The following is a 19,113-nucleotide window of genomic DNA, read 5'->3' on the forward strand; positions in this document are numbered from 1 at the left end:
GGTGCGATTTTCACCGGATGGGCCGCAATATCCTCGGATATCATTCGCGGATGTCGGATTCCGTCGAACTGAGCACGGTTGATCTTCGTATTCTGCGGCTGTTGCAGAACGACGCCCGGATCTCGAACAAGGATCTCGCGGCCGAGGTCGGCGTCGCGCCTTCGACCTGTCTCGACCGCGTCAACCGGCTGCGTGAGCTCGGGGTGATCACCGGCCAGCGCGCCGAGGTGGACGCTGCCAAGCTGGGCCGCCCGCTCGAAGCGCTCCTGTTCGTCCAGGTCCGCCCGCACCGGCGGGCGCTGGTCGACTCGTTCGTCGAGCATCTGCTGGCCCTGCCCGAGGTCCGCGCCGTCTACCACCTGACCGGCCCGGACGACTTCCTCGCCCATGTCGCCACCGCGTCGGCCACGGAACTCCAACGGCTGGTCCTCGACGAACTGACCGCCCGCGACGAGGTCGCCCGGGTGCACACGAACCTGGTCTTCCAGCACTGGAGCGGGGGACCTTTGCTACCGCCCGGCTAGTCGATCCGGACCTTGAAGGGATGCGTGACGTCGGTGGGGCACGTGAAGACGTTCAGCACCCCCCGACGGCGGAAGGACCAGCCCGCCGCCTCGCCTTCGGCGACCTCGCATCCGCAGCCGACCTCGTGCTCCTCCGAGGCCAGCGCGATCGTCTGGCGCAGCTCGGCGCCGCACTCCCGGCAGCCCAGCTCATGCCGATCGGTCGCGTCCCAGGCGGTCCAGCCGCCGATCTTCGAGTACTGGTCCAGCTCCGGCCAGCCATCCGGGTCGTCACCCGCGCCCTCGGGGATGCCGAGCGCGGCGCGGGTCTCCGCCGGGAAATCACAGAGCCGGGGCAGCTCGTCGATCGAGCACGGTTCGAAAACGCAGGGATCCGGCAGGTAGGCGGCTACGGCGTTTTCAGGGACAGGAGGCGTGTCCGTGCTGTCCCGCACCGCGCCCGAATCACGCCAGATCAGCCGGACCGCGGGCCCCTGGTGATGCGGGCTTTCGTGCTCCATCGGGCAGAAAAGGATCTGCAGGACGTCGGTGCCCTCGGGAAAGGGCAGCTCCGGGAAGTCGTCGCGGAAGAACTGCGCCGCACCGGCCATCGCCGGGACCGGGCCGTCGAGCGGATGCCCGGCCAGCCACCCGTCGTCGGACGCGTCCGGGTCGGGCGGCCAGGTCACCGGGCACTCCGGCCAAGGCTCGTCCGACGGCCAGAGCAGCGGACCGCCGAAGTGGCTTTCGTCCGGGCCGGGCACCCCAGGCGCGGGATGCAGCCGGATGGCCGTCCGGACCAGGTCGTTCAGGCCGGGGATGGGCACCCCGTCGTAGGTGAGCTGACGCACTCACGGGAGCTTAGAGGTCCGGCAGCGGATCTTCAGGTTTTGCCCGCATGATCTCGGCATCCGCGGCGTGCACGACGGAGATGTACTCGTCGTCGATCTCGTAGTCGACGCCGTTGAACTTGAACCACGGGACGGTCGAGGTGTCGACCGGCCCGATCCGATGGTTCCGCAACGTCGTCGCGACGACGCGTTTCGGCATCTTCCGGCTCAGGTACCCGGTGGTCAGGATCGTGATCGTCTTGCGTGTCACCGCGAAGAACACTCCGGGGTTGGTGCTGCCGAAGACGTCGGCTGGGAACACGTAATGGATCTCGTCGTCCGGATCGAGGAGCTCTTTGATCCGCTTCCTGACCCCCGAGGAAACCGGCATGCGTCCAAGTTACCGGGCCGAGTAGTCCTTGAACCCCTTTCCGGTCTTCCGGCCGAGCCGTCCGGCGGTCACGAGGTGTTCCAGCAGCGGCGCGGGCGCGAAGCCCTCTTCGCGGAACTCGTTGTACAGAGTCCGCTGGATCGCCAGCGAAACGTCCAGCCCGACGACGTCGAGCAGCTCGAACGGGCCCATCGGCAGCCCGCAGCCCACCTTCATCGCGGTGTCGATGTCGTCGGCCTCCGCGTAGTGCGCTTCGAGCATCTTCACCGCGTCGTTCAGGTACGGGAAGAGCAGCGCGTTCACGATGAACCCGGCCCGGTCGCCGCAGTGCACGGGATGCTTGCCCACGGCCGCGCAGACGGCGTCGACGGTCGCGATCACGTCGGGCGCGGTGGCGATGGTGGCGACGACCTCGACGAGTTTCATCACCGGCGCCGGGTTGAAGAAGTGCACGCCGACCACGTCGGAAGGCCGCGAGGTGGCGGCCGCGCATTCGATGACCGGCAGCGAGGACGTGGTCGTCGCCAGGACCGCTCCCGGCTTCACGACGTCGTCGAGCGCGGCGAAGACCGCCTGCTTGACGGCCAGGTCTTCGGCCACCGCCTCGACGACGAGGTCGACGTCGGCCAGTTCCTCGAACTCCACCGCCGGCGAGATCCGGTCGAGCGCGGCGGCGGCGTCCTCCTCGGACAGCTTGCCCTTGACGACGGCCTTGTCCAGCGACTTCTTCACCCGCGCGACCGACGCGGCGGCCTTCTCCGCGCTCCGCGCCCGGAGGATGACCTCGTAGCCGCGTTTCGCGAACACCTCGACGATGCCCGTCGCCATGGTCCCGGTCCCCACGACGCCGACCTTGCGCACCTCACGGGGCGCCGCAGTGTCTACTGTGGACTTCGTGACCGCGTCGGTCACCGTCGGCGAGTCGGGCTCGTCGTAGGTGTAGAACCCCTGGCCCGTCTTCCGGCCGAGCAGGCCGGCGGTGATCATCTGCTTGAGCAGCGGCGCCGGCGCGTGCAGCCGGTTGCGCGACTGGTGGTACATCGTGTCGAGGATCTCGTACGCGGTGTCCAGCCCGATGAGGTCGAGCAAAGCCAAGGGCCCCATGGGATATCCGCAGCCGAACCGCATCGCCGCGTCGAGGTCCTCGCGCGTGGCGTAGCGCTGTTCGTACATCCGCACGGCGTGGTTGAGGTACCCGAAGAGCAGCGCGTTGGCGATGAACCCGGCGCGGTCGCCGATCACCACCGGGGTCTTGCCGAGACGTTCGGCGAACGCAACGACGTCGGTGACCACGTCGGGTTCGGTGACGACGGTGCGGACGATCTCGACCAGCTTGAGGATCGGTGCCGGGTTGAAGAAGTGCATCCCGACGACCTTGCCCGGCCGCGCGGTGTGCACGCCGATCTCGGTGATCGACAGCGACGAGGTGTTCGAGACGAAGATCGTGTCCGGACCGGTGATCTTGTCCAGCTGGGCGAACACGTCGGATTTCGCTTCGAGGTTCTCCGGGATCGCCTCGATCACCAGGTCCACATCGGACAGTTCGGCCAGCGAGGTGGTGTACCGGATCCGGTCCAGCAGCGCGCTCCGGCCGTCGGCGTCGAGCTTGCCGCCGGTCACCGCCCGTTCGGTCGAATGCTCCAGATGACCCCGGCCGCGGTGGACGCCGTCGTCGTCGATCTCCACCGCGACCACGGACACGCCGCTCCGCGCGAGCACCTCGGCGATCCCGGCGCCCATGGTGCCGAGACCGATGACTCCCACACTCGAGATTTCCCGCGCCACAACCGGCCTCCGGAGGTTACTCGCTGGTAGTTTCTCCGATCGTGCCATGCCGGGGCGCGGAAAGCAGCGGCTGTCACCCTCCGAATCGAGTAAGTGTCACTCGCGGACGAGGGGCCGAAGGGAACTTTCCCCGCATGAGACGAGGGGAAAGTCCCCTTCACCTCACTCGCAGAAATGCTGCTCCCCAGCGGAGGCCAAGTACATGAAGGCCCCCTTCACGGCGCTAGACGCAATGAAGGGGGCCTTCATGTACTTGGACCAGTAAGTCTCACTCGCCGAAGTTCTGGTCGACCAGGTCCTTGACCTTGCTGAGCGCCTCCTCGGCCTGCGCGCCCTTCGCCCGGACCTCGATCCGGTCGCCCTGACGGGCACCGAGCGCCATCAGCGCGAGCACGCTGTTGGCGTCCGCGGTCTCCTCGCCGAGCCGCACGGTGACCTGCGCGTCCAGCCCCGCGATGCTCCGGACCAGGACCGCGGCGGGCCGCGCGTGCAGCCCGACGTCGTTCCGCAGCGTGAGCTCGACGCTGCTCTCGCCGTCCTGAGCGCCTTCGTCGAACGTCAGGTCCGGCGGCGCGCCCGCCGACGCGGCCGCTTCGGCGACGGCCTTGCGATCCGCCCCGCCCTGCGCCGCGACGGCGGCGGCGATCGCGCCTTCGACCAGCGGCGCGTCCACGACGACCGCGGCCGACGGGTCGGCGAGCGATTCGACGGCCAGTTCCGCGGTCATCTGCGCGCTGCCCAGGTCGTACAGCAGGACGACGCCCGCTCCCGAATCGGCGCGCTGGGTCGCGGCGACGACCTCGTCGTAGTCCGTTCCGATCCCGCCGTCGGGCAGGCCGCCCGCCGCCGCGATGGTGACGTCCGGCGCCATCTGCGCGGCGAGTTCCGCGAGTCCTTCGGCGAGTTTGGCACTGTGGGAGACGAGCACGATTCCAACGCTCACTGGGCGGCCTCCGCGAAGGCGCGCAGCAACAGCGCCGTCGAGCGGGCACCGGGATCCATATGCCCCTTCGCCCGCTCGCCGAGGTACGAGGCCCGGCCCTTGCGCGGCACGAGCTCCACAGTGGACTCGGCACCCTTGTCCGCGGCGTCCGCCGCCGCGGCCAGGATCTCCGCGACACCGGAGCCGGAGGCTTCCTCGGCGGCGGAGACGGCGGGAATCAGGGCGTCGACCATCGTCGCGTCTCCCCCGACGGCCTTGCCGCGCGCCTGCACTCCTTCGAGCGCCGCGCGCAGTGCCTCGACGAGCAGCGGGCCGTCCACTTCGGCCGCGTCGCCCAGCTTGACCGACGCGCGCAGGAACGCCGTGCCGTACAGCGGGCCCGCCGCGCCGCCGACCTTCGAGATCAACGTCGTGGCGGCGAGCTTCGCGACCGCGGCGGGGGTTTCGGGAGTGGCGGAGTCCAAAGCGGACACGATGGCGCCGAACCCGCGGTCCATGTTCTCGCCGTGGTCGGCGTCGCCGATCGCGCGGTCGAGGTCGACCAGTTCGGCTCGATGCTCGGCGATCACGGCGGCCGCCGCCCGCAAGGCGGCGGCGAACGTCTCGGCGGTGCAGGCCATCAGACTCCCCACCTCAGGGCCGGGGTGTTCACCGGCGCGTCCCACAACTCGGTCAGCTCGTCGTCCAGTTTCAGCAACGTCAGGCTCATCCCCTGCATCTCGAGGCTGGTGATGTACGGCCCCACCAGCCGCCGTTCGACCACGATGCCACGCTCGGCCAGCAGCCGCTCGGCGATCCCGTGCGCCAGGTACAGCTCGACCAGCGGGGTCCCGCCCATCGAGTTCGTGAACAGCAGGACCTTGTCGCCCTCGGCGAAGGGCAGATCCGTGACCACCGCGTCCACCATGCGCGCGACGAGCTCGTCGGCCGTCGTCACCGCGGTCCGCTCGATACCCGGTTCGCCGTGGATGCCGATGCCGAACTCGATCTCGTCGTCGGCGAGGTCGAAACTCGGCTCGCCCGCGTGGGGCACGGTCGGCGCGGTGAGCGCGACACCGATGGACCGGACCTGGCCGATCACCTTGCGCGCCAACGCCTCCACCGCGTCGAGGGTGTCGCCTCGTTCGGCGGCGGCCCCGGTGACCTTCTCCAGGAGCACCGTGCCGCCGACCCCGCGACGGCCGGCGGTGTAGGTGGAGTCCTTGACCGCGACGTCGTCGTCGATGACCACGCTGCGCACGTCCAGCCCTTCGGCGGCGGCGAGTTCCCCGGCGGTCTCGAAGTTGAGCACGTCGCCGGTGTAGTTCTTCACGATCAGCAACGCGCCCGCGTCCCCGGTGGTGGCCTTGACCGCGGCCTCGACGGCGTCCGGCGTCGGCGACGTGAACACCGCGCCCGGCACGGCCGCCGCGAGCATGCCCTGCCCGACGAAGCCGCCGTGCAACGGTTCGTGCCCGGAGCCGCCGCCGGAGATCACCGCGACCTTGCCCGCCACGGGCGCGTCCGCCCGCACCACGAGCGCCGGGTCGTCCTCCACGCGCAGGACGTCCGCATGCGCCGCGGCGAGCCCGCGCAGGGATTCCGCGACCACCGTCTTCGGGTCGTTGATGATCTTCTTCAAGGGTGGCCTCCGGCACGTCGGCGGGTGGGGTGTCCCCTTCCTACCTCGCCCGGCCGGATGCCGCCAGCGTCAGGGCTTCGGGAGCTTGGAGATCACCGATTTGGCGATCTTCGCCGTCTTCCCGCACGAAGCCGCTTCGTCCTTCTTCTCGTCGTAGTTCTTGTAGGTCACGCTGACGATTTCGACCTCGTCGTCGGCCCAAGGCTTGTGCTGCCACTCCATCTTGCACTCGGCGTCACTGCCGTTGCCGACCTTCTGGTACACGGAGACGCCGTCGATGTCGACCTTCTTGTTCCCGTCGCGTTCAGCCGGCGGAAGACCGCGGCGGAAGTTGATCGAGATCCTCGGGTTGGAGCCCGGTGTCCAATCGCAGGAGTGGAAGGTGGTCAGCGAGCTCGCGCCGTGCGGCACCACCTCGTTGAGGACGGCGTTGTCGGCGGCGGTGCACGGATCGACACCGGTGAGCGTGCCCGCGACGGCCGGGTATTTCGCCGGCGACCCGTGCAGGGTCTTCACGGCTTTCGCGGCCACCGCGCGGCCTGTCGCGCACGGGTCACCGCCGTCGTAGGTGACCGAGAAGCTGATCCCGCGCTCGGGTTTGCGCAGCGTCATGATGCCGACGTCGCAGCTCTTCCCGTCCTTGTCCTTCCGCTCGATCTGCGGCAGCCCGTCGACCGCCGAGACGGTGACACCGTTGCTCGACGAGTAGGTCGACGCGCCGATCTCGACCCTGACCGTGAGCTCCTTGCCGCCGGCGTCGGTGGCCTTCGTCCGGCAGGTGCCGAACGAGCTGAGATTGGCCGTCGGCTCCTCCGGGGTGCCGAGGCTGCTCAGCGCCTCCTTGCTCACCAGCCCGCAGGGGTCGATCGAGCGCAGCACCGCCGGGGTGACCGCGGGGTCGTTGATGTCCCCGTCGGGCACGGAACCGCTGCCGGAACCGGGTTCGGCGGCGACGGTGGTCCGGGCGAAGTTGGACTTGCCGAGGTTCTGACCGCAGGCCGACACCGCGCCGAGCGCGGCCACCAGGGCCAGCACGGACGCGATCCGGCGACGTCGAGCGTTGAACAGCACGAAGTGCACGGTAGCCGGAGCTCCTCGCCGGTGTCCGGACAACCCGGCTATTCGCCTGCCTCGCCCTCGCTGCTCGGCGGCACCACGATGGGGCGCAGCTTCGCCCACAGCACGAACAGCGCCGCGAACACCAGCATGCCGATGCCCGCCCACAGGTTGATGTTGACGTCGGCGGCCTTGGCCAGCTCCTCTTCGGTGGTGAAGCCGATGCCCATGATCGTGAGCACCAGCCCGTAGCCACCGATGAGCAGGGCGATGATCAGCCGGATGTCGAAGACGCCGGCCTTCTTGGGAGCTTGCGACGCAGCCATCTCCGGCCTCCTAGAAGATGATGTTGAGCACGATGGTCAGGATCAGCACGATGCCCGCGAGCAGTCCCGGCTTGCGGTACCAGCCGGCGTCGTCGCCGGTCTCGTCGTGCTTCAGCGACTCCTTCGGGGTGAGGGAGTAGACGAGGCCGACCAGCTGGGCCTCCGGCTTCGGCGCGGTGGCGAGCGAGACCCCGACGCTGACCGCGATGTCGACGACGAACGCCGTACCGGCGGCCACGAAGCTGATGCCCTGCCCGGTGAGCCCGAGGACCCCGGCCTGGGACAGCAGCCACACGGTGATCGCGGACGCGGTACCGGCGACGAGGCCGACCCAGCCCGCCGTCGGCGTCATCCGCTTCCAGAACATGCCGAGGATGAAGGTGGCGAACAGCGGCGCGTTGAAGAAGGAGAACAGGTCCTGCAGGTAGGTCAGGATGTTCCCGGAGTTCGACGCGATGAACGCGGTACCGATCGCCAGCACGGTGCCTGCCGCGGTGACCACGCGGCCGAGGCGGAGGTAGTAGCCGTCCGACTCGTTCTTCTTCACATACGACTGCCAGATGTCGTAGGTGAAGACGGTGTTGAACGAACTCAGGTTCGCCGCCATCCCGGCCATGAACGACGCGAGGAGACCGGCGATCGCGACACCGAGCATGCCGTTGGGCAGCAGGTCGCGCATCAGCAGCAGGATCGCGTTGTTCGCGGTGACGCCGCTGGGCGCGTCGCCGCCGTCGAGCAGGATCTGCTTGTCCTGGACGTACTCGGACACGGTGACCGCGGCGATCATGCCGGGGATGATCACGATGAACGGGATCAGCATCTTCGGGAAGGCGCCGATGATCGGCGTCCGCCGCGCGGCCGACATGCTCTTCGACGCCATCGCACGCTGGACTTCGACGAAGTTCGTCGTCCAGTAACCGAACGAGAGCACGAAGCCGAGTCCGAAGACGAGGCCGAGGATGGAGAGGAAGCTGTTGCCGAAGCCGGTGAGGTTGTCACCCGGCCAGGAGGACAGCTGCGCCTCGCCGCCGGGGTCGGCGCTGAGCTTGTCGACCAGGCCCTGCCAGCCGCCGACCTTCACCAGGCCGACGATGGTCAGCGGCAGCAGCGCCGCGACGATCACGAAGAACTGCAGCACCTCGTTGTAGATCGCGGCCGAGAGGCCGCCGAGCGCGGTGTAGGAGAGCACGACCGCGGCCGCGACGATGATCGACACCCACAGCGGCCAGCCGAGCAGGAGGTTCACCACGCTGGCGAGCAGGAACAGGTTCGCGCCCGCGATGAGGATCTGCGCGCTCGCGAAGCTGATGCCGTTGACCAGGTGCGCGGGTTTGCCGAACCGGCGGAGCATGAACTCCGGGACACTGCGCACCTTCGAGCCGTAGTAGAACGGCATCATCACGATGCCGAGGAACAGCATCGCCGGGATCGCGCCGATCCAGAAGTAATGGACGGTCGGCAGGCCGTAGAGCACGCCGTTGGCCGACATACCCATGATCTCGACCGCGCCGAGGTTCGCCGAGATGAAGGCGAGACCGGTGACCCAGGCGGGCAGCGAGCGGCCGGAGAGGAAGAAGTCGAGGCTGCTCGAAACCGACCTTCGCGCCATGTACCCGATGCCGAGCACCAGCGCGAAATAGAAGGCGAGCAGGACGTAGTCGATCGGACTTGCGTCGAGCCGCAGGTTCGCATCGGCCAGCACGTGCAACCGACCCACCTCCATAGTGAAAATGTCCACGAGAAACGCCTGGATCACGTCAATCGCGGACCATACTGCATGGATTCAGGAACGGCAGTGCGGGTGGTCGGCGACCGCCCCGTCGTGTCTGTTTCGCGACAGTTCCTGACAATTCTTGTCCGGTCGCCGGGGTGTCAAGACGACGGTGGCAGCCGTATCGCTTCGATTTCGGCGTCGCCGAGCAACGCTTCGATCAGGGCGGGCGGTCCGGCGACCTTGGTCGCCCACAGGTCGTAATCGGTGCACAGGCACCAAGATCGATCTTCGGCCCAGAGATTGGACGGGCTGAAATCCGCCTCGGAATGGTCGTACAGGATCTCGGCGTCACCGAGGCGCCCCGCCCGCACATGGAGGTTTTCGAAGTCTTCGGCGCCCAGGGTCAGCGGGTTGTAGTAGGCGAAGCAGGGAGTATCCGGGCCGGCGGGACCGCATTCGGCGAGCACGCCGATCAGCCGCGTCCAGGTCTCGCGATCCAGGCTCCCCTCGGCCGGCGGGATGATTCCCGGCGGCCAGCCGCCGCCCTGCCTGAGCGAAGGGAAGCATCGGAAGCACGGCATCGTCCCGGCCGGGACGACCGGGTCGCCGACGCGGCGGGCGAGCTCCGCCCAGCGCAGCCGTCGCCATCCGGGACCGGGGTGCCGGGCGCGCCCGAGTCCCCCGCCGGCGGTCGAGCCCAGAGACTTTTCGGACGGCCCCCGCTCGTGTTCGTACATCGCGTTGAGCACCCAGACGGCGTCCGGCATCGGCGGCGGCATGAATCCGGTCAGGCCGTCGCCGCACAGCTCCCGCAACCAGCCGGTGGCTCCGGACGGCGCGAGCGGCCACGACCTCGACAGCGGTTCTCCCGGCACTCCGTCATGATCCCGGAAAAGGGCCGCTCCGTCGCCGGAACGGCCCTTTCCCGTGACCGGTGGGGGTTTACCGGTCCGTGGGCAGGCCTACTTCGCCGTCTTCCTCGATCAGCCGGGCGAGCACGTCGTCCGGCAGGTACGTGCGGTGCGGGTAGCCCGAACCCCACGAGTTGAGGAACGGCACGGCGCCGAGTTCGTCGGCACGCGGGTTGCCGAGGACCTCGTGCACCTCGTCGACCGTATTCGCCCAGCGATAGGCCTGGAGGCCGTTCTTGGCGTCGGGCGTGTAGGCGGCCCGCTTGACGTGGTCGTCGTCCGCGTAGGTCTCCGACCACGGGACGTGGCCCAGTTCGAGCAGGACCTCGGCCGCCGCGCGGACGGACGTGCCGTTGTTGTCGCCGGGGTTGGTCTCGCCCCATTCGTCACGGAGCTTCGACTGGTCCCACAGCCACCGCGCGGCGTACAGGTCGCCGTTGAACATCGTCATGCACCGCGACCAGCCGAAGCCGACGCAGGCGCCTTCCTTGCCCTGGTCGTAGAAGGCGTACTGGGTTTCGCCGTCGGTCGATTCACCGGGTTCGAGGCAGACACAGTGCCCGCCGCGGATCCTGGTGAGCGATTTCGCGCCGCCTTTCGCGACGAAGAATTCGCCGGACTTCTCGTCCTTCTCCGGTACGTCGAATTCCTTGTACCAGTTGACACCGATGACGACCGGCGACCGGGTCGGCCGGTCCTCAGTGGCCAGCGCGGTCAGCGGATAGCGCTCGACGTGGCGCCAGTCGTCCGGGACGAACCGGCCGAGGCGGCCGTCCGCGGGGTCACTGCCGATCGGGCGATAACGCATGGGATCCTCCTATCCCTCATCCCACCGGAAATACCGCCGGCGAGTTCACTGCGGCACGATCTTTTCCAGAAACCGCCGCGCGGCCTCACGCCCGCTTTCGAAGAGGCGCTTCTTCGCCTCTTCGCCGAGCCCGAAGTCGACGGCGGAAACCCCCGTCGTGTCGACGTACACCGTCCGCCGGTTCACACCTTCCTCGTGCAAGCGGTAACGATTCCAGTCCGACAGCAGGGTTTCGAGCGAACCGATGGCGATCCGCAACGCGCTCTTCACCGGTTTGTCCTTGCCGCCCGAGGGTTCCCCGGACAGCTTCACGCCCCAGGTCGGCCATCGCGGCTTCTTCGCGTCCGTGCGATCGAAGACGGTGATCGGGAAGTTCGACAGCAGGCCGCCGTCGACCCAGGTGACGGTGCCCTCGGGGCGGACGTCGAACTGCACCGGCCGGAAGTACAGCGGGATCGACATCGACGCGCGGACGGCGTCGACGATCTTCTCCGCACCGGGGTCGCGGCCGTACTGGGAATAATCCCAAGGCAGCCGGACGAGTACGCGGCGGGTCAGGTCGCTGACGTGGACGACGAGGGAATACCGTTGGTACGGAAGCAAAGCACCTTCGGGATCCTCGATGGCGAGATCGGCGAAGGTGCGCACGCCGATCTCTTCGAGCAAGGGCGTCAGCCATTCGGCGAGATAGTCACCGGAGTGCATCCCGTCGTGCAGGAGCAGATCGACGCCGTCCCCGATCGGCCCGGTGACCTTGTCGAACAGGGACTGGTCCTGGAAACGGCGGCAGTCCAGGTCGTTCATCACCGCTTCCAGACCGCCGAGATCCTTCCCCGCCTTCTGATACGCGGCGACCAGTGTCGCGACGATCGCGCCCGCGCTCGTCCCGGCGATCCGCGGAAACGAATAGCCGGCGTCGTGCAACTCCAGTACCGCGCCGAGCAGCCCGATACCTTTGACGCCGCCGCCTTCCAGCACCAGATCGACGTTCTTCCGAGAATGAGTCATGGCACATCACCCCTGCACCCGCGACCGCCGTACGTCGGCGGTACCCCTCGCGGAAATCGAGTGTGACACAGCGCGAGACCGAGGAATCCGGCGTTCACCCGAATGGCCCGGAAATAGCTGGTTCTTTTGCAGGAGAACACGAGTTCGTTAATTTCTCGCGCCCTTTAGGGCATTCTGTGGCGCGAGAAAGAATGCAGATACGAATCCGAGGACTCGATTCGATATCGGCTGTTCAGTGGCCCAAGAGGCAGCACGCCTGTGAGCACAAGCCGACTCGCATCATGAAGCGCGTCGCGATGATCTTCACTGCCCCCGCCCCCTCCGAGCAGCCCGAGCAACGGTTCGCCGAGCACCAGATGTACGTGAAGGACCCCTTCATTGCGCCTGGCGCAATGAAGGGGTCCTTCACGTACTGAGCCGGTCAGAAGAGGCGGAACTCGTCCGATTCGATGCCGCGCAACGCGTCGTAGTCCAGCGTGAGGCACCGGATCCCCCGGTCCTCGGCCAGCACCCGTGCCTGCGGCTTGATGACCTGCGCCGCGAAGACACCCTGCACCGGCGCCAGCAGCGGGTCACGGTTGAGCAGTTCGAGGTACCGCGTCAGCTGCTCGACGCCGTCGATCTCGCCGCGCCGTTTGATCTCGACGGCGACACTGGCGCCGTCGGCGTCGCGGGCCATGATGTCGACCGGGCCGATCGCGGTCGGGAACTCACGCCGGACCAGGGTGTAGCCGTCGCCGAGGGTCTTGATGTGCTCGGCGAGCAGTTCCTGCAGGTGCGCCTCGACGCCGTCCTTCTGCAGCCCCGGTTCCGCGCCGAGTTCCTGGGCGTGGTCGTGGAAGATCTCGTCGATCGTGATGACGAGCTTCTCGCCCTGCTTGTTCTCGACGATCCACAGCTTGCCGTCCTCGATCAGCCAGCACGGCGGGCTCATCCAGTTCAGCGGCTTGTAGGCGCGGTCGTCCGAGTGCACGGACACCGAGCCGTCGGCCTTCACGAGCAGCAGCCGGGTGGCCATCGGCAGATGGGCGGTCAGACGGCCGGCGTAGTCGACCTGGCAGCGAGCGATCACAAGGCGCACCACGCGAGGGTAGGACAAGCACAGCGATACTGTGCGCATGGACCCCGTTCAGCGTGTCAGCTCCCGCGAGGTGTACCGGAACAACTGGATGACCCTGCGCGAGGACGCCGTCCGGCGGCTCGATGGATCCGAGGGGATCTACGCCGTCGTCGACAGACCGACCTGCGCCGTGGTGATCCCGTTCGACGGCGCGAGGTTTCACCTGGTCGAGCAGTTCCGCTATCCGGTCGGGATGCGGCGCTGGGAGTTCCCGATGGGCACCGCGCCCGAGCTGGCCGACGTTCCGCCGCTCGAACTCGCCGCCCGCGAACTGCGGGAGGAGACCGGGCTGCTCGCGGGCTCGATGGCCGATCTGGGCATGACCGACGTCGCGCCCGGGTTTTCGAGTCAGCGCGGGCACGTGTTCCTCGCCACCGATCTCACCCAGGGTGAACCCGAGCGCGAGGTCGAGGAGCAGGACATGCGGACGGCGTGGTTCGAGCGCGGCGAGTTCGAGAAGATGATCGCTTCGGGCGACATCACCGACGTACTGACGCTGGCCGCCTACATGCTTCTGCTCATGCGCGAACGCACGCTCTGAACCTGCTCAGTCGGGCCAAACCGGGGAACGCTTCTCCAGGAAGGCAGCCATCCCCTCACGCGCGCCGGGCAGCTGCGAAGCCGAAGCCATCACCTCCAGCGCCAGCGCGTAGGCGTCGGCCTCGGGCCGGTCCAGCTGCGCGTAGAGGGTGTGCTTGCCCATCGCCTTGCTGGCCCGGCTCCCGCGCGTCGCGCGTCCGAGCAGCGAAGCGACGGCTTCGTCCAGCGAGTCGTCCGGTACGACGCGGTTGACCAGGCCCCAGTCCAGCGCGGTGGCGGCGTCGACGACGTCGCCGGTGAGCGCCAGTTCCATCAGGCGTTTCCGCCCGATCGCGCGGGCCACCGGTACCGCGGGCGTGTGGCAGAACCAGCCGCCCTTGCCACCGGGAAGGGCGAACCCGGCGGACTCGGCGGCGACGGCGAGGTCGCACGAGGCCACCAGCTGGCAGCCGGCCGCGGTCGCGAGCCCGTGCACCCGCGCGACGACGACCTGCGGGACGGACTGCATCGTGCCCATCAGGTCCGTGCAGAGTCGCAGCAGCTCGCGCACGCCCAGGAGATCGCGCGCCGCGACGTCGCCGAAGTCGTGTCCCGCCGAGAACACCGGCCCGGCGCCGGCCAGGACGATTCCCGTGGCGTCGGTGTCCCCGGCCTCGCGGAACGCCGCGAGGAGCTCGGCGAGGTGGTCCGCCGACAGCGAGTTCCGCCGCGCGGCGCGGTTCATGGTGATCGTGACGGTGTCCCCGTCCCGCTTCACGAGGATGTGCTCGTACTCGGCCATGCTTCGACGGTAACCGACCGGAACGTCCGGCGATACGAATCGGGCCCGACACCGACGTCGGCGCGGAGCCGTCGTCGCAGGTTGGCGGCGGTACCGAGCCCGGACCGCTGCGCGACCCGCTCGACCGGGAGCTCGGTGGTCTCCAGCAGCCGCCGCGCGAGCCGCACCCGCTGCGCGCGCAGCCACCGCCCCGGTGTCACGCCGGTGGCCGCCGCGAACTCGCGATGGAAGGTCCGCTCGCTCAGCCCGGCGTGACCGACGAGATCGTCGACGCCGATGTCGTCGGCGATCCGCTCCAGCGCCCAGTCCATTGTGGACGACACACTCGGCCTCGAAGGCTTGGGCGGCAACGGGTTGTCGACGTACTGCCGCTGGCCGCCTTCCCTCGCGGGCGGCATCACCAGCCGGCGGGCGAGGGCGGCGGCGACCTCGGCGCCGTGATCGCGGCGCACCAGATGCAGGCAGAGATCCAGGCCGCCGACCACCCCGGCGGAGGTCAGGACGTCACCCTCGTCGGTGAACAGGACGTCCCGCTGGACGACGGCGTCGCGAGCGGCGGCTTCGAGATCGTCCAGCAGGCGCCAGTGCGTGGTGACGGACCGGCCGTCGAGCAGCCCGGCGGCGGCGAGGGTGAAGGCACCGGAACACAGCGACGCCACAGTGATTCCCGCCCGGTGCGCCTTGCGCAGCGCGGCGACGGCGGCCGCGGGCACCTCGGCGCGCGGGTCCACCCGGCCGGGCACGAGGACGAGGTCGCAGCCCGCCAGCCCGCTCAGCCCGTGGGTGGCCTCGATCCGGCCGAACGGATGGACGGCGATCGAGCCACGGCCAGCCGCGCAGAGCCGGACCTCGAACGGGCCGATGCCGCTGTCGGTCCGGTCGACGCCCCAGACCTCACCGATCACGCCCAGGTCGAAGGACCGGCTGCCGGGCAGGAGGAGCACACCCACGGTTCGCATGGCAGGAAAGTACCGTATCGCGCTTCTTCTGCCACTCCCCTCTCGCGACGGAAAGCGTGAAACTCGATGCCATGACCACTGAGAACAAGGCCCTGCTCGTGATCGACGCCCAGCGCGGCTTCGACAGGCCCGTCTGGGGCCCCCGTAACAACCCCGGCGCGGAGGCCAACATCAAGGCGCTCGTCGACGCCTACCAGGAGCGCGGGCTGCCGATCGTGCTGGTGCACCACGACTCCGTGAAACCCGGCTCGTCGTTGCGGCCCGGGCAGGAGGGCAACCACTTCAAGCCCGAGCTCGACGGCGTGCGCGCGGACCTGGTGTTCGGCAAGAAGGTCAACTCGGCCTTCCACGGCGACGTCGATCTCGACGGCTGGCTGAAGACCCGCGGCATCACGTCGTTCGTGCTCGCCGGCATCCAGACGAACTTCTGCTGCGAGACCACCGCGCGGGTCGGCGGGAACCTCGGCTACGACGTGACTTTCGCGCTCGACGCGACCTTCACCTTCGACCTCGCCGGGCCGGACGGCGGTGTCCTGACCGCGGACGAGCTGTACCGGGCGACCGCGACGAACCTGCACGGCGGCGGATTCGCCACGGTCACCTCGACGAAGGAGATCCTCGCGAGCCTTTGAGGCGCGAATGGGCTCGCCCGCCGATGTCGCGAAAGCCACTTTCGCGACGCCTGACGTCCCGAAAGTGGCTTTCGCGACATGCGCAGCCGAGGCGCGGCGCGAGCCTCACGCCCGGTCGATCACCGCTTTGAGGAACCGCCGCGTCCGGTCGTGCTCCGGATCGTTGAACAGCTTGTCCGGCGTGGCGTCCTCCAGCACCTGCCCCTGGTCGAACATCATCACCCGGTCCGAGACATCGCGCGCGAACTGCATTTCGTGCGTGACACAGAGGATCGTGATGTCGGTGGACGTCGCGATCTCGCGCAGCACACGCAGGACGTCGGCGACCAGCTCCGGGTCGAGCGCCGAAGTCACCTCGTCCAGCAGCAGCACGTCCGGCCGCATCGCGAGCGCGCGGGCGATCGCGACGCGCTGCTGCTGGCCGCCCGAAAGCCTGGTCGGGTGCTCGTCCTTCTTGTCCGTGAGCCCCACCATTTCCAGCAGTTCGACAGCCCGCGCCTCGGCCTCGTCCCGGGGGACGCCGAGCGAATGGATCGGCGCCTCGGTGATGTTGCGCAGCACGTTCATGTTGGGGAACAGGTTGAACTGCTGGAACACCATGCCGATCCGCTTGCGCGCCTCCCGCAGGTACTTCTCGTCCGCGGGCACCAGCTTCTCACCGCGCTTCATGTGACTCAGGTAGTCGCCGCAGACCTCGATGGTGCCGCCGTCGACCTTCTCCAGTGTCATCAGCAGCCGCAGGATCGTCGTCTTCCCGGACCCGCTGGGCCCGATCAGCGAGACGAATTCCCCCGGCGCGACGGTGAAATCGAGGTCCCGCAGCACGACGTGGTCGCGGAAGGACTTGACCACCTGCGAGAACCGGATCATCGGGGAATCAACTGTGGGCGGCACGTCGCTCCAACCTTCTCACCAGAATCGAAGCCGGCAGGCTCACCAGCAGGAACAGCACCCCGGCCAGGGTGTACGGCTCGACGACGCGGAACGTGTCGGCGCCGACCTCCTTGGCCCTCGCCAGGACGTCCACGACGCCGATCGCCAGCAGCAGCGGCGTTTCCTTGAACATCGAGATCGTGTAGTTGCCGAGCGCGGGCAGCACCCGCGGCACCGCCTGCGGCAGGACGACCGCCGTCCACACCCGCGACCTCGGGAGGTTCAGCGCGGTCGCGGCCTCCCACTGTCCTTTCGGGACGGCCTCGATCCCGGCACGGTAGACCTCGGCCGCATACGTCGCGTAGTGCACGCCCAGCGCGATGACACCGGTGACGAACGGGGACAAGGTCAGGCCGCCCACCGGCTGGATCACGTAGTAGAGAACGAACACCTGGATCAGCAGCGGCGTGCTGCGCACGAACTCGATGAACAGCCGGACCGCCTGGGACAGCACGGGTATCCCGGTGCGGTGGAGCAACGCGAACCCCAGACCGAGCACGTAGCCGACCAGCGAGGCGAGCAGGGTGATCTCGACGGTGACGAGCAGCCCTTCCAGCAGCAGGGGAACCGAATTCGCGGCGGATTCCCAGCTCCAGTCCATCACACACCTCCCGCGGTGGCCGTCATCTTGGCCGGGGCCCGGCCGAGGCGCCGCGCGGCGAGCCGCTCCAGCAGCCGCATCCCGCTCGTGATCAGCAGCGCGAGCAGGAGGTAGAGCACGAGTTCGGTGCCGTAGATCCAGCCGATCTCGGCACTGAACACCGGCCGCAGCAGTTCACCTTGGCGGGCCATCTCCGGGACCCCGATGAACGACAGCAGCGCGGTGCTCTTCAGCAACTGGATGAAGAGATTGTTGAACGGTGGCAGCATTTCCGCGAACGCCTGCGGCAGGATCACCCGCCGCATCCGCTGGGCCGGGCTCAGGTTGAGCGCGACGGCGCCCTCGAACTGCGCGCGCGGGACCGAGTTCACCGCGCCGCGGACGATCTCCGCGCCGTAGGCCCCGTGGTTGAGCCCCAGCACCAGGATCCCGGCGAACATCGGCACCAGCTGGAGGCCGACCAGCACGGGAAGCACGAAATAGAGCCAGAAAAGCTGGACGACTTCCGAGGTCCCGCGGAAGATCTCGACGTAGACCCGGGAAATCCCGCGCACCGCCCGGGACGGGGATCTCAGCGCCAGCCCGGCTGCCAGCGAGAGCACCACGGTGAGCGCGATCCCGCCGAACGCCGCGGTGACGGTCGCGGTCAGTCCACTGAGGACGGACGTGATGATATGCGATACCGACGAGGACATGTGGTTCGCCCGTCACACCGCGCAGAGGGTCTCGGTGGTGACGCCGGGCTTCGGCAGATTGTCCGCCGAGAACCCGAACGGCGTCACGATCCTGGTCCATTCGCCGCTGTCCTGCAGCTTCTTGAGTTCGGCGTTGAACGCCTCGCGCAACGGGTTGTCGTCCTTGCGGAAGACGAACGCGCCGGCGGACACGACCGGTTTGCCGTCCTTGACCGGGTCGAAGCCCGGCGTGACCTCGGCGGCCGCGCCGGGGCTCTTGCTCAGGACGTCCTTGAGGGAGATGTCGGTGAGCGCGGCGCAGTAGACGCGGCCGTCGGTGACCGCGCGAAGCATGTTGTCCTGCGAATCGAGCGTGACGATCTGGTCCTCGGCGACGCCGGAGTCGGTGGCATACCCCTTCTCCACGGCCGCCGAGAGCACGGCGACCTTGACCTTCTTGGCCGCGATGTCCTCGAACTTCAGCACCTGCTGCGGATTCCCCTTGGGGACCAGCAAAGCGGTCAGCGCCGAGTAGTCGGGGATCGAGAACGCCGCCGCGTCGCACCGTTCCTTCTTGATGTTCATGCCTGCCGCGACGACGTCGTACTTCCTGGCGTTGAGCGCGGGGATCAGCTGGTCGAAGGAGACCGCTTCGGCGTCCACGTTGTCGATGCCCATGGCCTTGAAGACGGCGCGGGCGACCTCGGGCGCTTCACCGGTGACTTTGCCGCTCTGGTCCGTGAAACCGTACGGCGCCTCGTTCGCGATCCCGATCTTGATCTTCTTCGCGTCCTTGGCGGCCTGCAGCGCGTCACCGGTGGTCGTCGTCGTGCACGCGGACAGCAGCACCGGACCGCCGATCGTCACCGCACCGAGAACCGCGGACCGCCGAAAGAACTCCCGCCTCGACCACTCGCCGTGCACCATCGCGGCACCTCTTTTCGATTAATCGGTTTAATCGAAACGTAGGTGGGTAC

At 68.3% G+C, this 19,113-nt stretch carries 22 protein-coding genes; 3 read left to right on the forward strand and 19 right to left on the reverse strand.

All coding sequences use genetic code 11. The features are described from left to right. Positions 1-50: 50 nt before the first annotated feature. Complete coding sequence (locus tag ACOCEP_RS03545; protein WP_126732683.1) at positions 51-524, forward strand: Lrp/AsnC family transcriptional regulator; 474 nt, start codon at positions 51-53, stop codon at positions 522-524. Here the strand turns inward: ACOCEP_RS03545 and ACOCEP_RS03550 are convergent. From ACOCEP_RS03550 to nucS, 13 genes are all read right to left on the reverse strand, one after another. Continuing rightward, positions 521-1,354 carry a YwqG family protein gene (locus ACOCEP_RS03550; protein ID WP_482335734.1) on the reverse strand — a complete coding sequence of 278 codons (834 nt, stop codon included), beginning with the start codon at positions 1,352-1,354 and terminating at the stop codon, positions 521-523. The genes ACOCEP_RS03545 and ACOCEP_RS03550 overlap by 4 nt on opposite strands. A gap of 10 nt (positions 1,355-1,364) precedes the next feature. After that, the gene (locus tag ACOCEP_RS03555; RefSeq protein ID WP_482335735.1) at positions 1,365-1,724 is read right to left on the reverse strand and encodes a hypothetical protein; all 360 of its coding nucleotides are present in this window, start codon (positions 1,722-1,724) and stop codon (positions 1,365-1,367) included. A gap of 9 nt (positions 1,725-1,733) precedes the next feature. After that, positions 1,734-3,509 carry a 3-hydroxyacyl-CoA dehydrogenase family protein gene (locus tag ACOCEP_RS03560; RefSeq protein WP_482335736.1) on the reverse strand — a complete coding sequence of 592 codons (1,776 nt, stop codon included), beginning with the start codon at positions 3,507-3,509 and terminating at the stop codon, positions 1,734-1,736. Positions 3,510-3,777: 268 nt separating this feature from the next. Then, the gene (gene dhaM / locus ACOCEP_RS03565) at positions 3,778-4,452 is read right to left on the reverse strand and encodes a dihydroxyacetone kinase phosphoryl donor subunit DhaM (protein ID WP_482335737.1); all 675 of its coding nucleotides are present in this window, start codon (positions 4,450-4,452) and stop codon (positions 3,778-3,780) included. After that, complete coding sequence (gene dhaL / locus ACOCEP_RS03570; RefSeq protein WP_482335739.1) at positions 4,449-5,072, reverse strand: dihydroxyacetone kinase subunit DhaL; 624 nt, start codon at positions 5,070-5,072, stop codon at positions 4,449-4,451. Before dhaL ends, dhaM begins: the two co-directional genes overlap by 4 nt. Beyond that, on the reverse strand, positions 5,072-6,073 hold the full coding sequence (gene dhaK / locus ACOCEP_RS03575) for a dihydroxyacetone kinase subunit DhaK (RefSeq protein ID WP_482335740.1): 1,002 nt from the start codon (positions 6,071-6,073) through the stop codon (positions 5,072-5,074). The genes dhaL and dhaK overlap by 1 nt, the downstream gene beginning before the upstream one ends. A gap of 69 nt (positions 6,074-6,142) precedes the next feature. Next, the gene (locus ACOCEP_RS03580) at positions 6,143-7,144 is read right to left on the reverse strand and encodes a DUF3558 domain-containing protein (RefSeq protein ID WP_482335741.1); all 1,002 of its coding nucleotides are present in this window, start codon (positions 7,142-7,144) and stop codon (positions 6,143-6,145) included. A gap of 47 nt (positions 7,145-7,191) precedes the next feature. After that, entirely contained in the window at positions 7,192-7,455 is a 264-nt protein-coding gene (locus ACOCEP_RS03585; protein WP_482335742.1) for a hypothetical protein, read from the reverse strand. 10 nt (positions 7,456-7,465) lie between these two features. Further along, positions 7,466-9,163, reverse strand: coding sequence for a sodium:solute symporter family protein (locus ACOCEP_RS03590; RefSeq protein ID WP_482339557.1), 1,698 nt, complete (start codon positions 9,161-9,163; stop codon positions 7,466-7,468). 164 nt (positions 9,164-9,327) lie between these two features. After that, positions 9,328-10,044: a hypothetical protein gene (locus ACOCEP_RS03595; RefSeq protein WP_482335743.1), complete on the reverse strand. Its 717-nt coding sequence runs from the start codon at positions 10,042-10,044 to the stop codon at positions 9,328-9,330. Between the two features lie 67 nt (positions 10,045-10,111). Further along, the gene (locus tag ACOCEP_RS03600) at positions 10,112-10,888 is read right to left on the reverse strand and encodes a hypothetical protein (protein ID WP_482335744.1); all 777 of its coding nucleotides are present in this window, start codon (positions 10,886-10,888) and stop codon (positions 10,112-10,114) included. A gap of 45 nt (positions 10,889-10,933) precedes the next feature. Next, positions 10,934-11,896: a patatin-like phospholipase family protein gene (locus ACOCEP_RS03605; protein ID WP_482335746.1), complete on the reverse strand. Its 963-nt coding sequence runs from the start codon at positions 11,894-11,896 to the stop codon at positions 10,934-10,936. A gap of 421 nt (positions 11,897-12,317) precedes the next feature. Continuing rightward, positions 12,318-12,977 carry an endonuclease NucS gene (gene nucS, locus ACOCEP_RS03610; RefSeq protein WP_037341446.1) on the reverse strand — a complete coding sequence of 220 codons (660 nt, stop codon included), beginning with the start codon at positions 12,975-12,977 and terminating at the stop codon, positions 12,318-12,320. Between the two features lie 37 nt (positions 12,978-13,014). Here nucS and ACOCEP_RS03615 point away from each other — a divergent pair, with 37 nt between their 5' ends. Continuing rightward, on the forward strand, positions 13,015-13,557 hold the full coding sequence (locus ACOCEP_RS03615) for an NUDIX domain-containing protein (RefSeq protein ID WP_482335747.1): 543 nt from the start codon (positions 13,015-13,017) through the stop codon (positions 13,555-13,557). 6 nt (positions 13,558-13,563) lie between these two features. On the opposite strand, the gene ACOCEP_RS03620 is transcribed toward ACOCEP_RS03615, so the two are convergent. Both ACOCEP_RS03620 and ACOCEP_RS03625 read right to left on the reverse strand, forming a co-directional pair. Further along, a complete protein-coding gene (locus tag ACOCEP_RS03620; RefSeq protein ID WP_482335749.1) occupies positions 13,564-14,337 on the reverse strand; it encodes an enoyl-CoA hydratase-related protein in 774 nt (257 codons plus the stop codon). Next, entirely contained in the window at positions 14,310-15,296 is a 987-nt protein-coding gene (locus ACOCEP_RS03625; protein WP_482335750.1) for a GlxA family transcriptional regulator, read from the reverse strand. Before ACOCEP_RS03625 ends, ACOCEP_RS03620 begins: the two co-directional genes overlap by 28 nt. Positions 15,297-15,367: 71 nt before the next feature. Here ACOCEP_RS03625 and ACOCEP_RS03630 point away from each other — a divergent pair, with 71 nt between their 5' ends. Continuing rightward, positions 15,368-15,928, forward strand: a complete 561-nt coding sequence (locus ACOCEP_RS03630) for a cysteine hydrolase family protein (RefSeq protein ID WP_482335751.1) — start codon at positions 15,368-15,370, stop codon at positions 15,926-15,928. 105 nt (positions 15,929-16,033) lie between these two features. Here ACOCEP_RS03630 and ehuA read toward each other — a convergent pair whose 3' ends face one another. From ehuA to ehuB, 4 genes are read right to left on the reverse strand one after another with little or no spacing between them, the layout of a single operon-like run. Continuing rightward, complete coding sequence (gene ehuA / locus ACOCEP_RS03635; protein WP_482339559.1) at positions 16,034-16,798, reverse strand: ectoine/hydroxyectoine ABC transporter ATP-binding protein EhuA; 765 nt, start codon at positions 16,796-16,798, stop codon at positions 16,034-16,036. 7 nt (positions 16,799-16,805) lie between these two features. Then, positions 16,806-17,462, reverse strand: a complete 657-nt coding sequence (gene ehuD / locus ACOCEP_RS03640; protein WP_482335752.1) for an ectoine/hydroxyectoine ABC transporter permease subunit EhuD — start codon at positions 17,460-17,462, stop codon at positions 16,806-16,808. Beyond that, a complete protein-coding gene (gene ehuC, locus ACOCEP_RS03645; protein WP_482335753.1) occupies positions 17,462-18,157 on the reverse strand; it encodes an ectoine/hydroxyectoine ABC transporter permease subunit EhuC in 696 nt (231 codons plus the stop codon). Before ehuC ends, ehuD begins: the two co-directional genes overlap by 1 nt. Before the next feature lie 12 nt (positions 18,158-18,169). Then, positions 18,170-19,063: an ectoine/hydroxyectoine ABC transporter substrate-binding protein EhuB gene (gene ehuB / locus ACOCEP_RS03650; protein ID WP_482335754.1), complete on the reverse strand. Its 894-nt coding sequence runs from the start codon at positions 19,061-19,063 to the stop codon at positions 18,170-18,172. Positions 19,064-19,113 lie beyond the last annotated feature (50 nt).

This window comes from Amycolatopsis sp. CA-211722, assembly GCF_056828465.1.